This window comes from Hymenobacter jeongseonensis (assembly GCF_015694725.1).
GTDB classification, from domain to species: Bacteria; Bacteroidota; Bacteroidia; order Cytophagales; family Hymenobacteraceae; genus Hymenobacter; species Hymenobacter jeongseonensis.
Genome location: NZ_JADQDQ010000004.1, coordinates 486,542 through 505,531 on the forward strand (window position 1 = coordinate 486,542; position 18,990 = coordinate 505,531).

17 protein-coding genes and 1 pseudogene are annotated in these 18,990 nt (G+C 59.9%); 9 read left to right on the forward strand and 9 right to left on the reverse strand.

Annotated elements, in window-relative coordinates:
• Positions 1-87: 87 nt before the first annotated feature.
• Both I2I05_RS11615 and I2I05_RS11620 read right to left on the reverse strand, forming a co-directional pair.
• Complete coding sequence (locus I2I05_RS11615; RefSeq protein ID WP_196282406.1) at positions 88-3,705, reverse strand: ABC transporter permease/M1 family aminopeptidase; 3,618 nt, start codon at positions 3,703-3,705, stop codon at positions 88-90.
• A complete protein-coding gene (locus I2I05_RS11620) occupies positions 3,702-4,631 on the reverse strand; it encodes an ABC transporter ATP-binding protein (protein ID WP_196282407.1) in 930 nt (309 codons plus the stop codon). Before I2I05_RS11620 ends, I2I05_RS11615 begins: the two co-directional genes overlap by 4 nt.
• 239 nt (positions 4,632-4,870) lie before the next feature.
• On the opposite strand from I2I05_RS11620, the gene I2I05_RS11625 reads away from it, so the two are divergent.
• The 4 genes from I2I05_RS11625 to I2I05_RS11640 all read left to right on the forward strand — a co-directional run bounded on the left by I2I05_RS11625 (position 4,871) and on the right by I2I05_RS11640 (position 7,706).
• Positions 4,871-5,896 (forward strand): sensor histidine kinase, encoded by a 1,026-nt coding sequence (locus I2I05_RS11625; protein WP_196282408.1) that lies wholly within the window; start codon positions 4,871-4,873, stop codon positions 5,894-5,896.
• Positions 5,865-6,593 (forward strand): LytR/AlgR family response regulator transcription factor, encoded by a 729-nt coding sequence (locus I2I05_RS11630; RefSeq protein ID WP_196282409.1) that lies wholly within the window; start codon positions 5,865-5,867, stop codon positions 6,591-6,593. The genes I2I05_RS11625 and I2I05_RS11630 overlap by 32 nt, the downstream gene beginning before the upstream one ends.
• Positions 6,594-6,922: 329 nt before the next feature.
• Positions 6,923-7,237 carry a hypothetical protein gene (locus I2I05_RS11635; RefSeq protein ID WP_196282410.1) on the forward strand — a complete coding sequence of 105 codons (315 nt, stop codon included), beginning with the start codon at positions 6,923-6,925 and terminating at the stop codon, positions 7,235-7,237.
• A 133-nt stretch (positions 7,238-7,370) separates the two neighbouring features.
• Positions 7,371-7,706, forward strand: a complete 336-nt coding sequence (locus tag I2I05_RS11640; RefSeq protein ID WP_196282411.1) for a hypothetical protein — start codon at positions 7,371-7,373, stop codon at positions 7,704-7,706.
• A 77-nt stretch (positions 7,707-7,783) separates the two neighbouring features.
• Here I2I05_RS11640 and I2I05_RS22450 read toward each other — a convergent pair.
• The 3 genes and pseudogenes from I2I05_RS22450 to I2I05_RS11650 form a co-directional block, all read right to left on the reverse strand.
• A pseudogene (locus I2I05_RS22450) lies at positions 7,784-7,858 on the reverse strand (IS3 family transposase); the annotation flags it as partial.
• 85 nt (positions 7,859-7,943) lie between these two features.
• Positions 7,944-9,221, reverse strand: a complete 1,278-nt coding sequence (locus I2I05_RS11645; protein WP_196282412.1) for a dihydroorotase — start codon at positions 9,219-9,221, stop codon at positions 7,944-7,946.
• Positions 9,222-9,317: 96 nt separating this feature from the next.
• Positions 9,318-10,298 (reverse strand): aspartate carbamoyltransferase catalytic subunit, encoded by a 981-nt coding sequence (locus tag I2I05_RS11650; protein ID WP_196282413.1) that lies wholly within the window; start codon positions 10,296-10,298, stop codon positions 9,318-9,320.
• Between the two features lie 1,062 nt (positions 10,299-11,360).
• On the opposite strand from I2I05_RS11650, the gene I2I05_RS11655 reads away from it, so the two are divergent.
• The 3 genes from I2I05_RS11655 (at position 11,361) to I2I05_RS11665 (ending at position 13,250) form a co-directional block, all read left to right on the forward strand.
• On the forward strand, positions 11,361-11,606 hold the full coding sequence (locus I2I05_RS11655) for a hypothetical protein (RefSeq protein WP_196282414.1): 246 nt from the start codon (positions 11,361-11,363) through the stop codon (positions 11,604-11,606).
• Positions 11,607-12,144: 538 nt separating this feature from the next.
• Positions 12,145-12,669 (forward strand): hypothetical protein, encoded by a 525-nt coding sequence (locus tag I2I05_RS11660; RefSeq protein ID WP_196282415.1) that lies wholly within the window; start codon positions 12,145-12,147, stop codon positions 12,667-12,669.
• A gap of 176 nt (positions 12,670-12,845) precedes the next feature.
• A complete protein-coding gene (locus tag I2I05_RS11665; protein ID WP_196282416.1) occupies positions 12,846-13,250 on the forward strand; it encodes a hypothetical protein in 405 nt (134 codons plus the stop codon).
• A gap of 228 nt (positions 13,251-13,478) precedes the next feature.
• Here the strand turns inward: I2I05_RS11665 and I2I05_RS11670 are convergent, their stop codons facing one another.
• From I2I05_RS11670 to I2I05_RS11685, 4 genes are all read right to left on the reverse strand, one after another.
• Positions 13,479-14,321 carry a hypothetical protein gene (locus I2I05_RS11670; protein WP_196282417.1) on the reverse strand — a complete coding sequence of 281 codons (843 nt, stop codon included), beginning with the start codon at positions 14,319-14,321 and terminating at the stop codon, positions 13,479-13,481.
• A 242-nt stretch (positions 14,322-14,563) separates the two neighbouring features.
• Positions 14,564-14,998 carry a hypothetical protein gene (locus tag I2I05_RS11675; RefSeq protein WP_196282418.1) on the reverse strand — a complete coding sequence of 145 codons (435 nt, stop codon included), beginning with the start codon at positions 14,996-14,998 and terminating at the stop codon, positions 14,564-14,566.
• Positions 14,999-15,052: 54 nt separating this feature from the next.
• Positions 15,053-15,802, reverse strand: coding sequence for a LytR/AlgR family response regulator transcription factor (locus I2I05_RS11680; RefSeq protein WP_196282419.1), 750 nt, complete (start codon positions 15,800-15,802; stop codon positions 15,053-15,055).
• Complete coding sequence (locus I2I05_RS11685; protein ID WP_196282420.1) at positions 15,799-16,818, reverse strand: sensor histidine kinase; 1,020 nt, start codon at positions 16,816-16,818, stop codon at positions 15,799-15,801. Before I2I05_RS11685 ends, I2I05_RS11680 begins: the two co-directional genes overlap by 4 nt.
• 310 nt (positions 16,819-17,128) lie before the next feature.
• Between I2I05_RS11685 and I2I05_RS11690 the strand changes: the two genes are divergently transcribed.
• Both I2I05_RS11690 and I2I05_RS11695 read left to right on the forward strand, forming a co-directional pair.
• On the forward strand, positions 17,129-18,097 hold the full coding sequence (locus I2I05_RS11690; RefSeq protein WP_196282421.1) for a radical SAM protein: 969 nt from the start codon (positions 17,129-17,131) through the stop codon (positions 18,095-18,097).
• Positions 18,097-18,828 (forward strand): dolichyl-phosphate beta-glucosyltransferase, encoded by a 732-nt coding sequence (locus I2I05_RS11695; RefSeq protein ID WP_196282422.1) that lies wholly within the window; start codon positions 18,097-18,099, stop codon positions 18,826-18,828. The genes I2I05_RS11690 and I2I05_RS11695 overlap by 1 nt, the downstream gene beginning before the upstream one ends.
• Positions 18,829-18,990: the final 162 nt, after the last annotated feature.

Consider the following 18,990-nt stretch of genomic DNA (forward strand, 5'->3'; position numbering starts at 1 on the left):
GGACCACCTCATATTAAGGATTTTATAGTAGAAAAGAAATGGCAGTGGAGGATATTGGTACTTAAAAAAGGGCCAGGTCGTAAACACCTAATCTTTCAACTTCACCGATTTGTAGTTGTCGGTTAAATTCCAATCAATTAGCAAATTGCGTGGGTCAAACCCAACTGTGGCGGGCTTGCCAGGTACCGTCACTGTAATTGTCTGCTGGCCGGATTTAATCAGGTGCTTTCGCAGGTAGAGCAGCTTGCCTTCCTTGCCCGCTTCAGCGGCAGCAAAGACTCCAATTTCTACCCAATCCTGCATCGGTCGTTTCGTTTCGGTGCCGGCGCTGTCCACTACCATTTTGCTGGCCTGCAGGGTAAGCGTTACCTGCCAGGGGCCTCCTTTGAGTTGGTTGGCGTTGGCAGTTTTTGTCTCGAACTCCCAAAAGGTGTTGGCCTCGAAAAGGTCGTGTAGCAGCGGCTGGAGCGAGTCCGGCGTGGCCGTTTGCAGCTCCCTGTAGAGGTCGAGCGACGTGGGCCGGGGAATGGCCCCGGGGCGGTGGTGCACCAGCAAATTTCGGAGCGCGCCATTTACCCGGTCCCGGCCGATGTACTGGCTTAGGGCGTACAGCGCGAAGGGCCCTTTGCGGTAGTTCTGGTAAAAACCCTCGGCCTGCAGCAGTGGCTTGGCGGCCCGGGTGCGTGGGGTTTCGTTTTCTTCCCGCAGGAAGCGCAGCAGCGCCTGTAGGTGCTCCGGACCGTATTTGTCCTTAACCACGCCCATGGCCGAGTACCAGGCAAGGCTTTCAGTAATCAGACCGGCGCCTTCCACGTAGGCTTGCTTGAGCTGGTTGCCCCACCACTGGTGCGCCACCTCGTGCGCTACCACGGCCGTCACCAGGTCAAAGCCCCGCTCGTCCTCCTTTGGGTTCATGAGGAAAAATCCTTCCTCCGCCGTAATGTTGATGGGCGAGGCGTGGTTGCCGAAGGCATAACTGGCATGGGCTACAAAGCGGAGCTGCCGGTGCGGGTAGGGCCCGAACTGCTTGGTGTAATAATCCAGCGAGGACTGGGCGCTCCGGACCATGCGCACCGGGTTTTCCGTCATTCCCGGGGGATAATAAACCTGAATGGCAACGTCCTGCTCCGGGCCGGCAGATGGGCTCTTCCATTTTCCTTCCTGCACCGCGTAGTTGGCCGAGAAAAAGGCATATTCGTTGCGAATGGGCGCATCTGTGGCATAATGGAAGTAGCGGCGGCCAGCTTTGGTCAAGGTCCGGCGCAAGGTGCCCGGGGCCACTACGGTTTGGCCGGCATCGGTGCCTACGATGGCCTCGAAGCGGATTTGCTCGGGAAACGGGGCGTACCGGCGGGCTGCCACGTCGTAGAGCGAGTAGGTGGCGGGCCGGGGGGCTAGGCCATACGCTTTGCGGGCGCCGGCTTCGTCCAGCTCCCGGTAGGGCTGGTACCCCAGCACCGGCAGCCACTCCAGATTCCGGAAGCTGGTGCCGTTGGCCAGCACCTGCGCGTCGGCCCCGCTGTTGGAAAAGCCCTGCGCTTTGTGCTTCACTTGAAAGCACAGGCGTAGCGAGTCGCCGGGTTGCAGGGGCCGGGCCAAGGCGTACATGCGGTAGCCATGCTCCTCGTCTCTATGAACCTGTTTGAAGGGCTGGTCGAAGTTTACCGCAGCGGTTTCAACGCCGGCCCCGGTTCCAAGATGAATCGAATCGATAGGTGCCGGGCTGTTGTTTACCAGCAGGTACGTGCCCTTTATCGCCACTACCCGCTGCTGTGGGTAGATTTCCACCTGCAGGTTTACGCCAGTTAGCAGGGGTTGTGGGGCGTTGTGGTATCGGCGGTAGCGCTGTTCGTAAGCGGCACGCTGCGCCGTGGCTGCTGAGGAGCTCAGGTAGCCATTCAACACGTTGGTATTGTAAAAGATGAACCCGCCCAGGGTGAAAATGCCCCCCAAGGCCACCGCCGAAACCAGGACGCTGGAACGTGTGAAGCGCCGGCGGGCCAGCTGGAGCCGCGCCGCAAAACCGCCCTCCCGGCCCCGCACCCAGAACAGCCGCGCCACCACCGCCAGGAGCAGCGCCCAGGCCACCCAGTATCCTTTGAACCACAGCCAGGGCGCCAGCGACGTTCCAAAGCCAGCCATATCGGTGTAGGTCCAGGGCGGACTGGCGCCGAAGATGAGCAGCTTATGCTCGATGCCCAGCGTAGGCGCAAAGGACATGAACCCGTAAACCAGCAGCGCCACCAGATGCCCCACAAACTTCTGATTCACCAGCACGTGCACGGTGAGGGCCAGCAGGGCAAAAAGCAGGCATTCAAGTAGCTGAAGCCCAAATAGCGCCCGCACGTACAATCCAATTTCGGGTGAGGCACCCCCGATGGCCGCCTGCGCCACCATTCCGGCCGTCATTAAGAAGGCCAGCCACACCACCAGCACCAGGCTTAGCGCCAGAAACCGACTCAGGAAGAGCACCCACTCGGGCACGGGCGCCGCGTTGGCAACCTCACTCAGCCCGGTTTCCCGTTCCCGCCACACCAGTTCGCCGGCGTAGAAGATAATGAGCAACGCAATGAGGACCCAGAAAGCGGCCGGCCCCGCCAGGGGAGCGGTCAGGTACTCCAGCACAAAGTCGGTGCGGGGCAGCAAGGGCACGCCGCGGCCCTTCAAGTTGCCGGATATGGTGGCCCCCACCAGCAGGGCTAAGACGGCCAGCAGCGGCAGCCCGGCCTTGCTTTTGGCGAGCTGCAAGAAGGATTCCCAGGTGATGAGGCGCAACTGGTGCAGCTGGGTGGCCCAGCCATACGTTCCCCTGGCCTGCGGCAGTGCCTCCCCGGTGCCCCAGTGCAGCTTCTCCCAAGCCGCCACCGTGGGAGGTAGCGGTTTGCCCGACGGTTGCTTTTGGCCGGTTCCAGGCAATATGAACTGAAACCGGAAGTAGGTAAACGCGAGCAGGCCCAGCGAAATGCCGAACCACAGGAGGCGGTTGGCGAGAAATGAGCCCTCCAGCAGCAGAAAACGCGTGCTTTTCTCCTGCGGGCTCCAGTCAATGGACAGATGGCTCAGCACCGGCCCAAAACTCATCGGGTCGGCCAGATTCCCCCATTCTCCCCCTTTTTCCAGCAGCGGCCATATCGTGTAGGACGCCGCAAACAGGGCCGCGCCGACCAGATAACTGGCCAGGGCCTTGCGGCTGAGCGCCGCCGCCGAAAACTGCATGGCCGTCGCGAAAAAGGCGTTGGGCAGCGCGATAAAGAAAAAGGTAGTCAGGTAGGGCGCCACCCGAAACGGACCCAGAATCTCGGCTTCTATCCCGGCAAAGTGCATGGCCAGCAACATACCCACCGGGATGGCAAGTAGCTGGAACGCGCTGAGGGCAAAGGCAGCCAGGTACCGCCCGCCCAGGTAGGCGGCTTTGCTGGCGGGGGCCGCGTAGGTGAGCAAATGCATGCGGGTCTGCACGTCGCGGGCCGCCGCCTCACCCGCCACGGAGGCGCCTATCACCAGCCAAAACACGCAGCAGATAACCGTGACGGCGGCCATAACGATGGGCGCATTCAGTAAAATGTACCCGTCTCGCGCATCAGAGGCATAGTTGGCAATGACCACCAGAAACGTGATGACCAAGATGACCCCGAAGTAGAGCCAGGTAGCGGCCCGGCGCAGCTGGTAGGTGAACTCCAGCGCAAAAATCCGTTGGAACTTCATAGCGCAATCCCCTCCGCTTTCGGTTGCTGACTAACCGAGCTGAAGCAGCCTGTCATGGCACTGAAGTAGACATCTTCCAGGTCCGGCTCCACCGGCTCGAATCCGTGGCCGGGCATATCCGGGCTGTACACGTGTACCATGGTGCGGCCACTCAACAGCTTGGCCGAAATAATCCGGTGCTCCTGCTCCAGCGCCGGCAGGTTTTTTTTATCAGTCAGCTTGCGCCAGATGCGCCCTTTGAGGAAGGCCACGGCCTCCATGGGCTCGGCCTCCAGCAGGATTTGGCCCTGGTTGATGATGGCCATGTTGGTGCACAGTTCCGAGACATCTTCCACAATGTGCGTGGAGAGAATTACGACGCTGTTTTCTCCCAGCTCGCTCAATAGGTTGAGAAAGCGCACCCGCTCGGCCGGGTCGAGGCCCGCCGTGGGCTCGTCGACGATGAGCAGTCGCGGGTTGCCCAGCAGGGCCACCGCTACGCCAAAGCGCTGCTTCATACCGCCCGAAAAGCCGCCCAGTTTCTGCTTGCGCTTGTCCCAGAGGTTAGTTTGTATGAGCAAGGCCTCGGTGGTTTCCTTGCGCAGCGTGCGGTTGGTAATGCCTTTCAGCACCGCGAAGTAGTCGAGCAGCTCCTCGGCGCTGGCTTTGGGGTACACGCCGAATTCCTGGGGCAGGTAGCCCAGCGTTTGGCGCACGGCTTCCTTCTGGTTCACCACGTCCAGGTCACCCAAAAAGATGTCACCCGCATCGGGCTCCTGCAGCGTGGCGAGCGTGCGCATCAGGGTTGATTTGCCCGCGCCGTTGGGGCCGAGCAGCCCGTACATGCCCGGCGGAATGTCCAGCGACACATCGTGCAAGGCTTGCACGCCATTCGCATACCGTTTCGAGACATTGCGGATAGTTAGGCTGCCTTGTTGATTTTTCATTTCTCCTGAGTTGCTTCGGTTTATTCTAAAAAAGAGCTGCTTTCTCTATTTTAGGACGAAGCAATTGTCAGCGGCTCGGATAGCGAAACCCGATATGCTGATGCGGGAAAGTATTCGACCAAGTGGGGCTTTGGTGCCGCGAAAGCACTGGCAGGCTCCTTTTCCCATCCCGTAGATTAGCCTTCGCAGCTGGTCGAAACGCTGGCCCGGGCCACCGCCCACAACCCCACCTTTGTGCTATGGAGCGCGTCAAAAAAATCTTCTGGCTGATTCACCTGTCCGTCTGGACCTTGTTCACCTTGCTAGTCTTCTTGCAACTCAGGAGTGACACCGAGGCCTACTGGCGTAGCACCGCGGCGGGGTTTATTGCCACCTGTCTGTATGTTTTTTACCTCCATTTCTACCTGCTGACTCAGTATTCTGGTAAGCGGAAAGGACGAGGATACTGGCTCCGGCTGGGGGGAATTGCGTTGAGCGGGCCGTTGCCCTTCTTGTTTTTCCACCAGAAGGCGGTTGATTTTGGAGATTATTCCATGTACTTCTTCACGACCGTACCCATCTTTCTCTTCCTGAGTTGGTTGGCCCGAATCACCGAGACGCTGGTCCTCAACACCATCCGGAAAGAGCAGTTGGAGAAGCAGGCCGTGGAAGCCGAACTCACCAACCTGAAGTCGCAGATTAACCCGCACTTCCTGTTCAATACCCTCAACAACATCCACACGCTGGTGTACAAGCAAGCCCCAACCGCCCCGGAGGCAGTGATGCACCTGGCCTCGTTGATGCGATACATGATATATGAGTCCAATGCGGCCACGGTGCCGCTGGCCCGGGAGATGGATTACTTGCAGGATTACGTGAGCTTGCAGCAGCTTCGCTACAAAAATAGCCCGGTAGTTGACCTGCAGATAGTGGGGGAAACGGCCGCCTGCTCCATTGCCCCTTTGCTGTTCATCCACCTGCTGGAAAACGCCTACAAGCACAGCCCCGGCCGCCTGGAGCCCGGCGACCTCAAGGTCAGGGTAGAGGTACAAAATGGCGACCTGACCTTCAGCGTCCAGAACCCCATCGCCAAAAAGCCGGCTTCTTCGCTGGAAGAACCCGGGGGCATCGGCTTGCCCAACGTTCGAAAAAGACTGGCTTTATTGTATCCCGGCCAGCACACGCTCACCATTCAGGACTCTGGCGACACCTTTACGGTCCTGCTCACCATCCACGGTCTACACGTCCCGACTCATGAAAGACAAGCTCACCTGCTACATCATTGAGGACGAGCACCTGGCCCAGGAAATTCTGGAAGAATACATCAGCAAAGTTTCGTTTCTGGAGTTGAAAGGGACCTTCGAGAGCCCCTTGGAGGCGGCCGCTCATCTGGCGGCCGACCAGCCCGACCTGCTGTTTCTCGACATCAACATGCCGGATTTGGACGGGCTCAGCTTCATCCCGATGCTGAACCCCAAACCCATGATTATCCTCACCACCGCCTACGACCAGTATGCGCTGAAGGCCTATGACTTAGAGGTGAAGGACTACCTGCTAAAACCCTTTACGTTTGAGCGGTTTTACAAAGCCGTGCTGCGGCTGTACCAGGAGCAAAGCCCCCGCCAGGCCCCAGAAAAACAGGCGGAAAAAGCGGAAACGAAGCCCGAACAGGAGTATATTTTTCTCAAGGTGGGCCACCGCATTCAGAAAGTAGCTACCCGCGACATTCTCTTCGTGGAGGGCATGAAAGACTATCTGCGGATTCATACCCGGGATGAGAAGATTATGACCCTCTTGAACTTCGCCAAACTGGAAGAGCTGCTGCCGGGCCAGGATTTTGCCCGCGTGCACCGGTCGTTTCTGGTCGCCATCGACAAAATCGACCACATCGAGAAAAACCGGATTCAGATTGGCGACCAAATTATTCCCATCAGTGACACCTACGCCGAGGCTTTTTATAAAATGCTGAAGGGGTTGCAGTAGGGGAGAGGTTATATATAATGGATTTCTCTGCCGCGCTGCCCCCCCGATGTGGTGCTGCTCGATTTGGGCCCGCCCGGCCTCTCATCAAGTAGTACGTGCCCCGGGTAGTACGTGCCCCGGGCCGACGTCATTGTGCAAACTGTGTTTGAGAACCCGAACGCATTTACCTGCCCCTGAGCCGGGGCGCGAGCGGCTACCTGTTCAAAAGCATGCCCCTGGCCCAACTGCCCAAGGCCATCCGCGACGTTGCCGACGGCGGCTTCAGCCTGTGAGCATCGGTGGCGCCGGGTGCTGATGGCAACGTAGAATACTATTCCTGGATGACACCAGTGGACGAAAATACCGCTATTCTGCTCATTGCCGAGGAACAACACAGCGCCCGTATTCTGCTGCGGCCCTCCAGAGCCCTGGCCTTGGAAACCAAACAGCTGCCCAAAAACAAGTATTTCCCCGAAGCGCTAACAGTGGAATGCCCAAGCTATCTGCTGCCCTGGCCCACGCGCGTGGCCCCGCTGCCGCATGGAACCACAGTCACAACGCAGCTTCGGGGCACGGCCGTTACCGTGCAGCGGTACACCGCCGAGGGCAAGCCGTTACCCCCCTTAGTCACGACTTCGCCGATGGTATCCCGGATTTCAATTTGACGGAACGCCCCTGGCCCTGCGAGTTGGTACACCATGGGGGTCGCTACTACACCTATTCGGCAAACTGGCTGTTGTCCTGGTCAGAAAACGGCAGCAGCAGTGACCGCGAACGGGTGGAGGGCGAAATCAATCAATGGGTGCGTTCCCCTATGCCCCAGCGCTGCAGTTGGCCGTGGGTGTCGAGGACAGCTTAGTTCTATGGGAGCCCACAACCCAGGGCAATCAGGCGCCCAGCCAGGTTTATCCGCTCCAAGGCGATGTCCCCAACGAACTGAAGTTTGTCAGAGCTAAACACCTCGTGACCTTAGGCGATTATGGTGCGGTGCTGCATTTTGTCGGCGATGACGAGTACAACCGGGCGCGCATCATCGAGACGGAACACACTCCAGTTGTCGTGCTGGAAACCGTTAACAGCCAGCGGTTTGCCTTGATGGAGGGCAACGGCTGCCTCACCCTCCATGCGGTTTGAGGTGGTCTAGCCAAGCCGGACAGAGTTGGAATGTGGTTTGCATGGGGGTTGCGACGTGGTGGATGGGGCGAGTGGTCGCCGAGTGTGGAGTGTCGTCGTCCGGCGTTGTAGTAGGCAATGTAGTGGTTGATTTCGAGCTTGGCTTCGGCCAAGCCGGGTAAGCGGCCGCCATCGAGCAGCGCGGCTTAGCTTGACTACCTCACTAGACCACCTCATGCTGTCCACACCCCCTAACTGTTAGCGCTCCAGCAGGATTTCCGTGCCTAGAATCACCAGGTCTACCCGGCCTTTCAACGTCTTGTCGATGAAGGGCGTGTTTTGGGATTTGGATTTCATGAATTCCTTCGTAAAGGTTGTTTCCGCTTCGGTATCAAACAAGACGCAATTGATTTGTTGGCCGACTTCGATGGCGGGCACCGGCAGGCCCATCAGGCGGCGGGGCTCCGCCGAGTAGCGTTTCACTACCAAGTCCCAACCGAATTTTCCGGGCTCGACGAAGTGGTGATAGAGCGACACCAGGGCCGTATCCAAGCCGGTGATGCCGTTGGGTGCGCTGATAAAATCCTGGGCTTTTTCGAACGGCGTGTGCGGCGCGTGGTCGGTGGCAATGAGGTCGAATACGCCTTCTTTGAGTCCCTCGAGCAGCGCGTCACAATCGGCCTGCGTACGTAGCGGCGGGTTCATTTTGTAGTTCGTGTCGTAGTCGCCGATGTGCTCGTCGGTGAACATCAGGTGATGCGGGGCCACTTCGGCCGTCACCTTCACATCGCCGCGCGATTTCCACCAGCGGATGGTTTCCATGCCAAGCTTGCTGGACACGTGCTGGATGTGCACGTGCGCACCCGCCGCCCGGGCCAGGCGAATGTCGCGGTCAATGATGATTTCCTCCGCGCAGGCCGGCGAGCCCTTGATGCCGAGCCGGTAGCTCATCACCCCTTCGTTGAGGGCACGCGGCCCGGCCAGCTCCGGCACCTCGCAGTGGCTGGCGAAAAACATCCCGAACTCGGTGGCATACTGCATCGCCCGCAGCAGCACCGCCGGGTCGGCGGTGGTGTCGCCGTCGTCGGTGAGCATCTTCACCCCGAGGCCGCGCATGCCCTCGATTTCCGCCAACTCCTTGCCCTCGCGGTTTTTGGTGACGCAGCCGGAGGTATACACCGGAATGCGGGACCGGTCCTTGGCATTTTCCAGCACGGTGGCGATGGCAGTCGCCGAGTCGAGGGCCGGCCGGGTGTTCGGCATCATCACCACGCCGGTAATGCCGCCGTTGATGGCCGCTTCGCTCCCCGTGGTGATGGTTTCCTTGTTCTCAAAGCCGGGGGCGCGGAAGTGGACGTGGGCGTCAAACATAGCCGGCATCAGCACCCGACCATGCGCGTCGATGACCCGGGCACCTTCGGGAATAGCCAAGCTGCTGCCGATGTCCTGAATTATTCCTTCGACAATCAGGACATCGCCCTCGACAAGCACAGGTGAATTTTCAGAAGCAATGCGGGCGTTTTGAAGGAGAAGCATGGATGGGGGAGTACTGTAAACCGGCAAGGGATGTGGGAATATTCGGGCTGTTGAAGAAGGAAATACACGGGCGGAACCAGCCGCTGCGTCCGGCGTTTAGGGCGTAACCACCGATGAGCTGGCTTGCTGCTGTGCGGCATACGGTTCCTGGCGCGGGAAGTCGCCGCCCGGGGTGAGCCAGTCGAGGACGGCCATGCGAACGGAGATGCCGTTTTCGACCTGGTTAGTAATCAGGCTGCGCTCGTAGTCCATGACGGCGTCGCACAGCTCCACTCCCCGGTTCACGGGGCCGGGGTGCATGATGTAGAGGCCCTTGTCGCTGATTTCCGCCAGCCGGGCATTGGTGATGCCGTAGACCCGGTGGTATTCGCGGACGTTGGGGAAAAACTGCACGTCCTGGCGCTCCATCTGCACGCGGAGCAGGTACACCACATCGGGTGCCCAGGCCATGGCCGCCTCGTAGTCGGTGAAGCGGCGGATGCTTTCCGGGATATACTTGGGCACCAAGGACCCCGGGCCGAGGTACGCGACCTCGACGCCCAGCTTTTGCAGCAGGGTGCTGGTGGAGCGCGCGACGCGCGAGTGGAGAATATCGCCGATGATGAGGACTTTTTTGCCCCGGGGGTCGGGGAATTTTTCCTTGATGGTGAAGGCGTCCAGCAGGGCCTGGGTTGGGTGTTCGTGCGCCCCGTCGCCGGCATTGATGACCGACGCCGTGGTTTGGCGGGCAATCATGCCGGGCAGGCCGGAGTGACTGTGGCGGACGACGATGTAGTCGGTGCGCATGGCCTGGAGCGTCTCGATGGTCTCGCGCACCGATTCGCCCTTGGTGATGGAGGAATGGTCGACGTTGAAGTTCGTCACCTCCGCCGAGAGGCGTTTGGCCGCGACCTCGAAGGAGGAGTGCGTCCGGGTGCTCGCCTCGTAGAACAGCATGAGCACGGACTTGCCCTCGAGGGCGGGGATTTTTTTCACCGAGCGGGTGAACAGTTTTTTAAAGGACGTGGATTGGTCGAGCAGGAACTCGATTTCCTCACGGTGAAGGGATGCGATGTCGAGCAGGTCTTTGCGTGCCATACCGAAGTTGAGGAAAGTAGGTGGGTAGTCAGGAGTAAGAGACGGGCAAGCCTATATGGTTTCGATGCGCTTACACCGCGTTGGAGTTATGCAGGTTGACTGGGCCGCGAGGCGGTAGCCAACAAAGGCAATGGACATAAAAAAACCGTTTCGGAATCCGAAACGGTGGCGAGGCAATACCCAGATAAAACAACGGCAATACCAGCGGCAAAATGGGGGAAACCAATGGCAACGCAGACCTGCCGGTCCATTCGCGGTTCCCTGCCGAGCAGGGTCCCGCACTTCATCAACAAGTTTTTTGGTTGAAGCACGATGCAAAATTACGGTTTTGTTGCGTCCGGCAACTCATCGGCCTTGTTGATTATTTTTTGCACTGGGTTTTTCAACTTTTATTTTTGACCTAATGAGCTAGATGACGCACTTTTGGTCATTCTTTTCGCTATTAAAAAAAATCATGGCTTGCGACCAATTGCTTGGCAAGTACCGTCCACTTTAAATTTAGCTCTTTGTTCTGTCGTTCTGGATCTACGCCCGGACCCAGCACTACGGGGACGTAGCGTTTGACGAGGCGCAGCACGCCAAGGCCCAAAACGCCATCTGGTTTGGCGTTTAGGCGGTTTTCAGGACGAGCTCTCGGAGCGGGAGTATGATCTCTACCACCAACAGGCCCTGGAGCGAGTGGACCTCGTAGCCGACTGGCTCAAGCGCAACCCGGGCCACTTTCTGCCGGGACCCTACGCCGAAATCGTGAAGGGCGGGGCTATTTCGACCGTGAAAACGGGCTGGGGTCCGTCAAAACCGAGGAGTGGCTGGTACATAAGACGCTACGCCGCCACGAGTACATGGTAGCCATCACTCTTCGAAAAGCCGGTGCAGAAATGCGTGCTGGCGACTGAAAACGGCCAGTAAGCGGGTGCTTGCCCTGATGGCTGCACAGCTCTACCAAAAGCATCTCAAACGGGTGCAGACCCTGCGCGATCCTCGCGCCCTGGACCAATTCCTCCTCATCGCGGCTGGAGGCAAACGCTGATTTACCTCGTTCCCTTTTCCTCCCCCAATTTTATGTCCCATACCCCCACGACGGCCGGCACCAAGCTCAAGGCCGACGCTCATACCAAGCTGCTGGTGTACTTCAAGGACGGCAACGCCCGCACGTGGTACAGCCGCAGCAACGCAAGCTCCTACGTGCCGGTGAACCCGCGCGACCTGGAGATCAAGCGCCTAAAAAGTATGCGGAGAGCGGCCACACCAAAATCAACGTCGCCATTATCTACGACCTCCACACTGGAGAGGAGGCGGCCCGAATGAAAAACGGCCAATGGGGATAAAGCGGCTGCACCGTGACCAAACCATTGAAGGAACTATAGCAAGCTCATTCAGCCGATCGGTTTAATACCATGGAACTTAAATCACCTGCTGAGCTCAATTTGATCAGCGCCGCTTTACGTTCAGGATGTTATTGTTTCAGCTGTATTAATTACAACGGCAAGATCAATGAACAGCTTGCTTTTCCATCAATCTTGCTTCTCCATCAATAAAACCTTTTTAAACACTTACTTCACTTGTTAAAATGCGTAATTTCGGAATTGTAGTTAATCACGAGCTTCTCAGCCTATCAAAGCTCAGTCGACCCATTTTTTTAGAACGTGTGACCAATGTAGAAGGCATTCGCACGAGAGGAATAAAAATGAGCTTGTTTATCAAGAATGCGCAATGCATGGACCACCTTAAAGCCTTGTACGAGGCCGTTCACGCTGAAAGAATCACCTTCACAATGAATGATTTTGGCCTAGGTTCGAGCCATGTCCCGTTTGTTCTGAAAATGCCACGGCCGTTGTACCATTGATTGAAAGTAAATACGTTCAGTGCTATTAAAGCGCAAGTTGTCAACTGGATGGCGGCCTTGTATGCGGCCCGATATTATTCCAGTGACATATGGTGCAAGTTGTTGCCTGATGTGAAGCGATGGGCAAAAGCACATTACACCCCACGCGTTGCCGACCCATTGGTCGAATTAAATCCAGTATGGGCCCAGCAGTTTCGTCATGCGCTCCAGCTTGCGGGTGGAGCTGCGGGGAGCATTTTAGATAATCCTTTCACCGACATTAAGCGCCTTCGTACAGCCTTTGAAATGGGAAAAATGAACTACCAATTACCCTTGCAAATAGGCTATTTAAAAGATCAGGAGTGGTTATTAATTGTGGAGCGAGACAGGCAAAAAATAAACCAGTATTATAAATTATTTCTGACTTTGCGCCACATGACGCCCGATGATATCGACGAGCTCATGCGAAAATATGCTGCTCCTTACATGCCGTCCTGCGATTCTAAAACTCAGTTATCGAGGGCGTGGCAGTATTGTTTTCAGTAGAAAATAATGCCTGCTGTACTCTAAATGGCCCGCTTCTCTAGGCGGTAGGTGTTCTTGCTAACTTAAAATCCCACCTTGATGGCAATTGCTGACTATGCGAATGACCGTTTTCGTGAATCCCACCCAGGGCCTTAGTATGTTGCCAGTACCTTTGGTTGCCTGCTTGCCTATTCCCAATGGAGCCACTTCGTCTACACAATCCGGAGGTATCCGCGTCCACCATCTTGTTTGGCGGCTTGTTTCTTTCCTTGGTCGTGACCATCATCCATCCGCCGGCCTTGTATCAGCAGCCGGTGACGTTCGGGGGCATTGTGCTGTATTATTCGCTCTATGGAGGTTTATTCTATGCAATACGCATGGGCAAGCCTTGGGCAACAAAGCTCTTTCTGGCCGTGGCCCCGTTGTACATCATCTTCTGCCTGGCGAACTACGAGGACATTCTTGAGTTGGTCCACAGAGATGGGTGGATGGCCATCAAGGATGCAGTGACTTTTGCCTCGCGAGTGCTAGCGTTAGTCGTACTGCTCAAAGCGCCGCTACGAGGGGCAGCCGAGGAGTCAGGGGCCGCACTAACGGAGTAAACGCTCCTTTCCCTGAACGGGAGAAATCAGCCCGGCACTTGATGGCCCGTTGGCCCCAATCGGGCAAGGCGAGTTTACGAAACGCGTCTACGATTCGACGTTTACGAAACGGCCAAAGGAGATGCGTTTCGTAAACGGCCCCGTGGGCACCCGAACGGCAACTCGGGGTGGCGGGTTAAGCAGGTAAAAACGGCTCGCTGTCCAGCCCCGTCCTGCGGCGCGCCCCGCCTAGCGGCAGCCGAACCGCTCTTCGGCGCGGGCCAGCGCAGCGCTATCGGCGATGACGGTGGGTCCGAAAGCCGTCAGGGCCGCCCGAAGCGTCTGGCCGTGCTGGTCGGGCAGGCACGGGTTCAGGCCGGCTTGCAGGAGCAGGCGAAGCACGGGCGTCCGGAGTTGTGTTCGCTGGTACCCGGCCAGCGCAATGGCCACCGGCTGAATGACGGAACCGTCGTCGCGCCGCCACACGCCGTTGGGGTCGGCCCCGTGCCGGAGGAGCAGGGCCACTATTTCCGCGTCCGGGTCGGCCGTAAACAAGGCTTCGTACAACACGGGCTGCCCCCGGCGGAAGGAGGTGGGTTGCCGCTCGTTGGCATCGGACCCGGTCAGCAGCAGCAGCTGCGTCCAGCGGGAATCCTGCGTGCGCACCGCTGCAAACAAATCCCCCGAGCGCAGCCCCAGCCAGGCCACCGCCAGCCACAGCCCCAGCACCGCCCCAGCCGGCAGCCCCCGGCCCGCCCCCGGCCGGTGCCGCTGCCACGCCAGCGCCAGCAGCAGTTCCCCCCCGCACACCAGCGCCGATTTCAGGTAGCCCCCGTGCAGCATCCAGCCCACCACCAAATGGGCGAGCAGCGCGCTGAGCGCCACCCGTGCCCACTCCCCGCCCGAGAGCCGGCGCGCGGGCCAGCCGGCCACGTAGGCCACCCAGCTCAAGTACAGGCAACAGGGCACGACGAAGAGCGTCAGCAGCCCCGCCTCTGGGACGATGGTGAGCACGGCCAGCCCCAGCCCCGCGTACAGCAGCCGGTCGGCCCAGCGAAACCACCGATTCGGGGAGGCCGGCAGGGGGGGCATAGGCGAGGGGTCGGTTAGGGGGCGTGGGGGAATGGCGGTCAGGGCAAAGAACGTCGTTGCCGGGGACAGTGGCCCCCGACCACTCCCAAAAGGGAGTTCACGAAACTCATCTCCAATCCGAATTTCGTGAACTTTGAAAGGTGAACGGGTTTCTTGAACTCGGCAAGCGCCATGGAAGCCAGTTCCAAACGCACCCGGAACTTGCAGGCCGGTTAGTTTAGTGGTTCAGGAAAAGGAGCGTTTTATTTAATTCGAAACGATTTCATGCGGCCCACCTGCTCCTCGGATACCAGGGGCGCGGCCAGCCATTCCTGCAGCTCGGTGACGTGCCGCCAGCTGATGCGGTCCCGGTGCTGGTCGTACCACGTCCGGTAAGCGTCCACGTCGGCGGGTTGGAGAATGGGCCGGCCGGTGTATGATTCCACCGGGGTGTTGGCTCCGGACAGGAAGATGACCAGGTACACAAACTGCCTCTCGGCGAGACTCAACGGCTCCCGCTGTTGCAGGGCGTGGGCAAGAGCGGCCAAGTGTTGCTGAAAAAACGCCTCCACCCGAACGTCCGGTCCGCACGCAGTGGCTCCCGCTTGCGGGGAGGGCGCCGGCACTTGCGCCAAGGCGTTGCCATCTGAACCCAGCAGGCAGGGCAGTATCACGCAGAGGACCGCGATTGAGTTCATGGCAAAAAGATACGTTCAGGAAAACGGTCCGAAAAGTAAAAAGCCACCAGTGGATTAGTGGTCTAGCCATTGCTTAAAGGCCGGGGCACGGCCAGCGCTGACGACCAGGGCATCCCCCGCGACCGGGGGCGCAACCTGCAGCACTAGGCGGCCCTTGAAATACGGCCGGATTTCCTGCACCGCGCCGATGCTCAGCAGGAACTGGCGGTTGATGCGAAAGAAGTGCTGGGCGTTTAATTGGCCTTCTAGCTGGTCGAGCGTGTCGGCAATGATGTACCGTTTGCCGGGGTGGGTGACGAGGAACACGACGCCTTCTTCGGCCAGAAAATACGCCACCTGGTCCACGGGCACCGCTTTCCAAGCCCGCCCTGTTTTCACCAGAAAGCGCGCGCGGGGCGTGGTGTGTACCAGGCGCTGCACGTTCGCGAGGGCGGCCGGCCGCGTGGCGGGGTGCATCGTTTCGTACTTCTGCAGGGCGCGTTCCACCTCCACGGCCTGCAAGGGCTTGAGCAGGTAGTGCACGCTGTTCACCTGAAAGGCCTGGATGGCGTACGCGTCGTAGGCGGTGGTAAAAATGACGGGCGCGCCCACCGCCACCTGCCGGAAGATGTCGAAACTGTTGCCGTCAGATAAGTGGATGTCGCAAAACAGCACGTCGGGGGCCGGCTGCGCGCGCAGCCAGTCCACCGCGTCTTCCACCGAGCCCAGCGACGCCAGAATGCGCGTGGCGGGCCGGAGGCGGGTAAGCAAGGCGGCCAGTGCCTGGGCGGCCAAGGGCTCGTCTTCGATGACAACGACGTTCATACAGCAGGAGCGGTCAGGAGCGGGAGGCGGACGACGAAGGACGCCGGCGTGGGCACGATGGCCACGGGGCGGTCTGTGAGGTGGTGGTAGCGGCGTAGGATGTTTTGCAGGCCCAGGTGGGTGGACGCCACCGCGTCGGTGCGGGACTGCCGGTTGTTTTCGACCACCAGCATCCCGTCGGCCGCGGATACTTTTATCACCAGGGGCTTGCGGGGGGTAGCACCGTTGTGCTTGATGGCGTTTTCCAGCAGCATTTGCACGGCGGTGGGAGGCACCAGGGCGTCTTCCCACGCCGGGGCCACGTCCCATTCCACCCGCAGGGCCGCGCCGAAGCGGGTTTCCATTAGCTGGGCGTAGGCGCGCACCAGCGCCATTTCGCTCCGCAGCGGCACCAGCGGGTGCGCCCCGGCCGCGAGCAAGGCGCGGTAGACGTCGGAGAGCTGGCCGAGGAACTGCACGGCCCGGTCGGCGTCGAGGTGAATCAACGAGCCGAGCACGTTGAGGCTGTTGAACAAGAAGTGGGGGTCCACCTGGTTTTTCAGGGCCTCGAGCTGCGCCTGGAGGGTTTCTTTTTGCAGTTGCGTCACCCGGTACCCTTCCTGCTGCAGCTTTTGGCGGCTGTGCTCGCGCTCCACGAAGTAATAGAAGAACAAGGACAGCACCGCGCTGACTGCCAGCGACAGGCGCAGGGCTTTGGGCGTCACTTCCGCGGTGGGCACTAGGTAGTGCTGGGGGAAGGAGAAGAACACCACCCAGAACACCAGGCTGACGAGCACCACGCTTCCCCCTTCCAGCAGGGCTTTGGCCGTGGCGGGCAGGGTGGGCAGGCGGTCCGTCCCGAAGCGGCGGGCAATGGGCGCATGGGCCCAGAAGGTGGGCAGCAGAAAGGCAAACACCAGCAGCAGTTCCTTGTAGCCGGCCAGCGTGCCCACCCACAACGTGCCGTACTCGATGAACACCGCCACGTGGAAGACCGCTACGGCGGCCAGGGCCGCCAACGTCATTTTTCGAATCATGGGGCCTGGGTTAGGTGAGGCATTGCGCCACGGCAAAGGTCGCCGAACGAAGAAAGCGGAGGCAGCGCCCCCCTTGGTCGCGCGGGGGCCTGACCACCATACCGGCACGACCAGGCAAAACTACCAGCTCGCCCGACGAAAAGCCGCATTCGTCCCGCCAACTCACCCGGCTCCTCTCCCGATTCACTGCCCCGGAATCCGCATTCGGCAGAAAACACTTCCAGACGGGGGAAAAGCGGAGGAGGTTTGTCGCATCCTGTTCGCAACCGGGTGCGGCCGTTCCTTCTCTCCATCCTTACCCCCACTCCGCATGAAACTTCCTTCTTTTGACCACCCAATGCGTATTTCCCGGGCCCGGGTCTTGTGGAAACTGGCGAAGGCCGCCCTGGACCGGGACCGCCCGGTGCTGGTGCAAATCGTGGTGACCCGCCGCTGCAACCTGGCCTGCGGCTACTGCTACGAGTACGACAAGGTATCCAAGCCCGTCCCCCTGTCCGAACTAAAAGCGCGGGTGGATGCCCTGCGCAAGCTCAAAACCGTGTTTGTGACGCTCAACGGGGGCGAGCCCTTGCTGCACCCGCACATCGCCGAGCTGGTCCGCTACATTGCCGAAGCCGGCTTGGTGCCGATGATCAACACCAACGGCCACGTACTGAAGGCGCCGCTCATCAAGAGCCTGAACGCGGCCGGCCTGTTCGGCATGCAATTGAGCTGCGACAGCCTGGAAGACAACGCAGTAACCGAGAAAAGCATGCGCCGGCTGCGGCCCAAGCTGGAGCTGCTGCGCGAGCACGCCCGGTTCATGGTGCGCGTCAACGGCGTGCTGGGATCCGGCAACCCGGCCGAAATGGAGGAAGTGGCCCACGTGGTGGTCGGCTTCGGCTTTGGCTTCCAGTGCTCGCTCATGCGCGACAGCAGCGGGCAGGCCCTGCCCTTGGGCGCGGAAGCCATGAAATCCTACCTGCGCATTCGGGCCATGAAAGGCCGCTTGCCGCAAGTCCTTAACGACAACTTTCAGCTGCCCCTGGCCCGCGGCGAACGCAAGCACTGGAAGTGCCGCGCCGGGGCCCGGCACTTCGAGGTGGACGGGGCGGGCCTGGTGCACCTGTGCCAGCCCAAAACCGGCTCGCCGGCCAAGCCCCTGGCCGAGTACTCCGTGGAAGACATTCGGCGCCAGTTTGACTGCGGCAAATCGTGCGCGGCCCGCTGCCCCATTGCCTATGCCCACCTGGGCAGCCGGCTCGACGGCTTCCGGCGCCAGCAAAGCGCCCAAGCCTGATGGAGCTGAGTTTAATTATCCCGGCCTTCAACGAAGCGCAACGCATCGGGCCCACGTTGCAGCGCGTGCATCGGTTTCTGGCCGCGCGCCCCGCCCGCTTTGAAATCCTGGTGGTTGACGACGGCTCGACGGACGACACGGTAGCGCTGGTCACGGCCCTGGCCGGCAAGTTGCCCGGCCTGCGCGTGCTGTGCTCCCCGGCCAACCGGGGCAAAGGCCACGCGGTGCGGGTGGGCATGTTGGCCGCCACGGGCCGCGTCCGCCTGTTTTCCGACGCCGACGGCTCCACCCCCATCGAAGAGCTGGACCCGCTGCTGCAGGCGCTGGCGGCGGGAGCCGACATTGCCATCGGCTCCCGGTACCTGGCCGCTTCCCGGGTCACGCGGCCCCAGCCCTGGGGCCGCCGGGTCTGGAGCCGGCTCGTCAACCGGGTGGTGCAGCGCGTGCTGCTGCCCGGCGTCGTGGATACGCATTGCGGCTTCAAGGCCTTTACGGCCGCGGCGGCCGCGAAAACCTTTGCGGCCTGCACGGTGGACGGCTGGTCGTTTGACCTGGAAGTGCTGGCCCGGGCCCGCGCCCACGGGCTGCGCATCCGGGAAGTACCCGTGCGTTGGGAAAACGACGAGCGCAGCAAGGCTCGTATTCGGCACCTTCCCCAAGAGATTGGGCACGTGTACCACCTTCGCCAGGAACTCCGTCACACCGAGAAGCAGCCAGATGATCGGCCCTAACTGAGGTGCACGAGTGTATGGGTTTGGCCTCCGCGGCAGGCGGGCATCTTATTGAAATCAGGACCGAAGGAATGCTTTGATGGACCAGGCACGTTGAACGGAGCGACTCCTGGGTACACGCAAGTAGTCCCAAGTGCAAAACGATGACTTAAATCTCGGTTG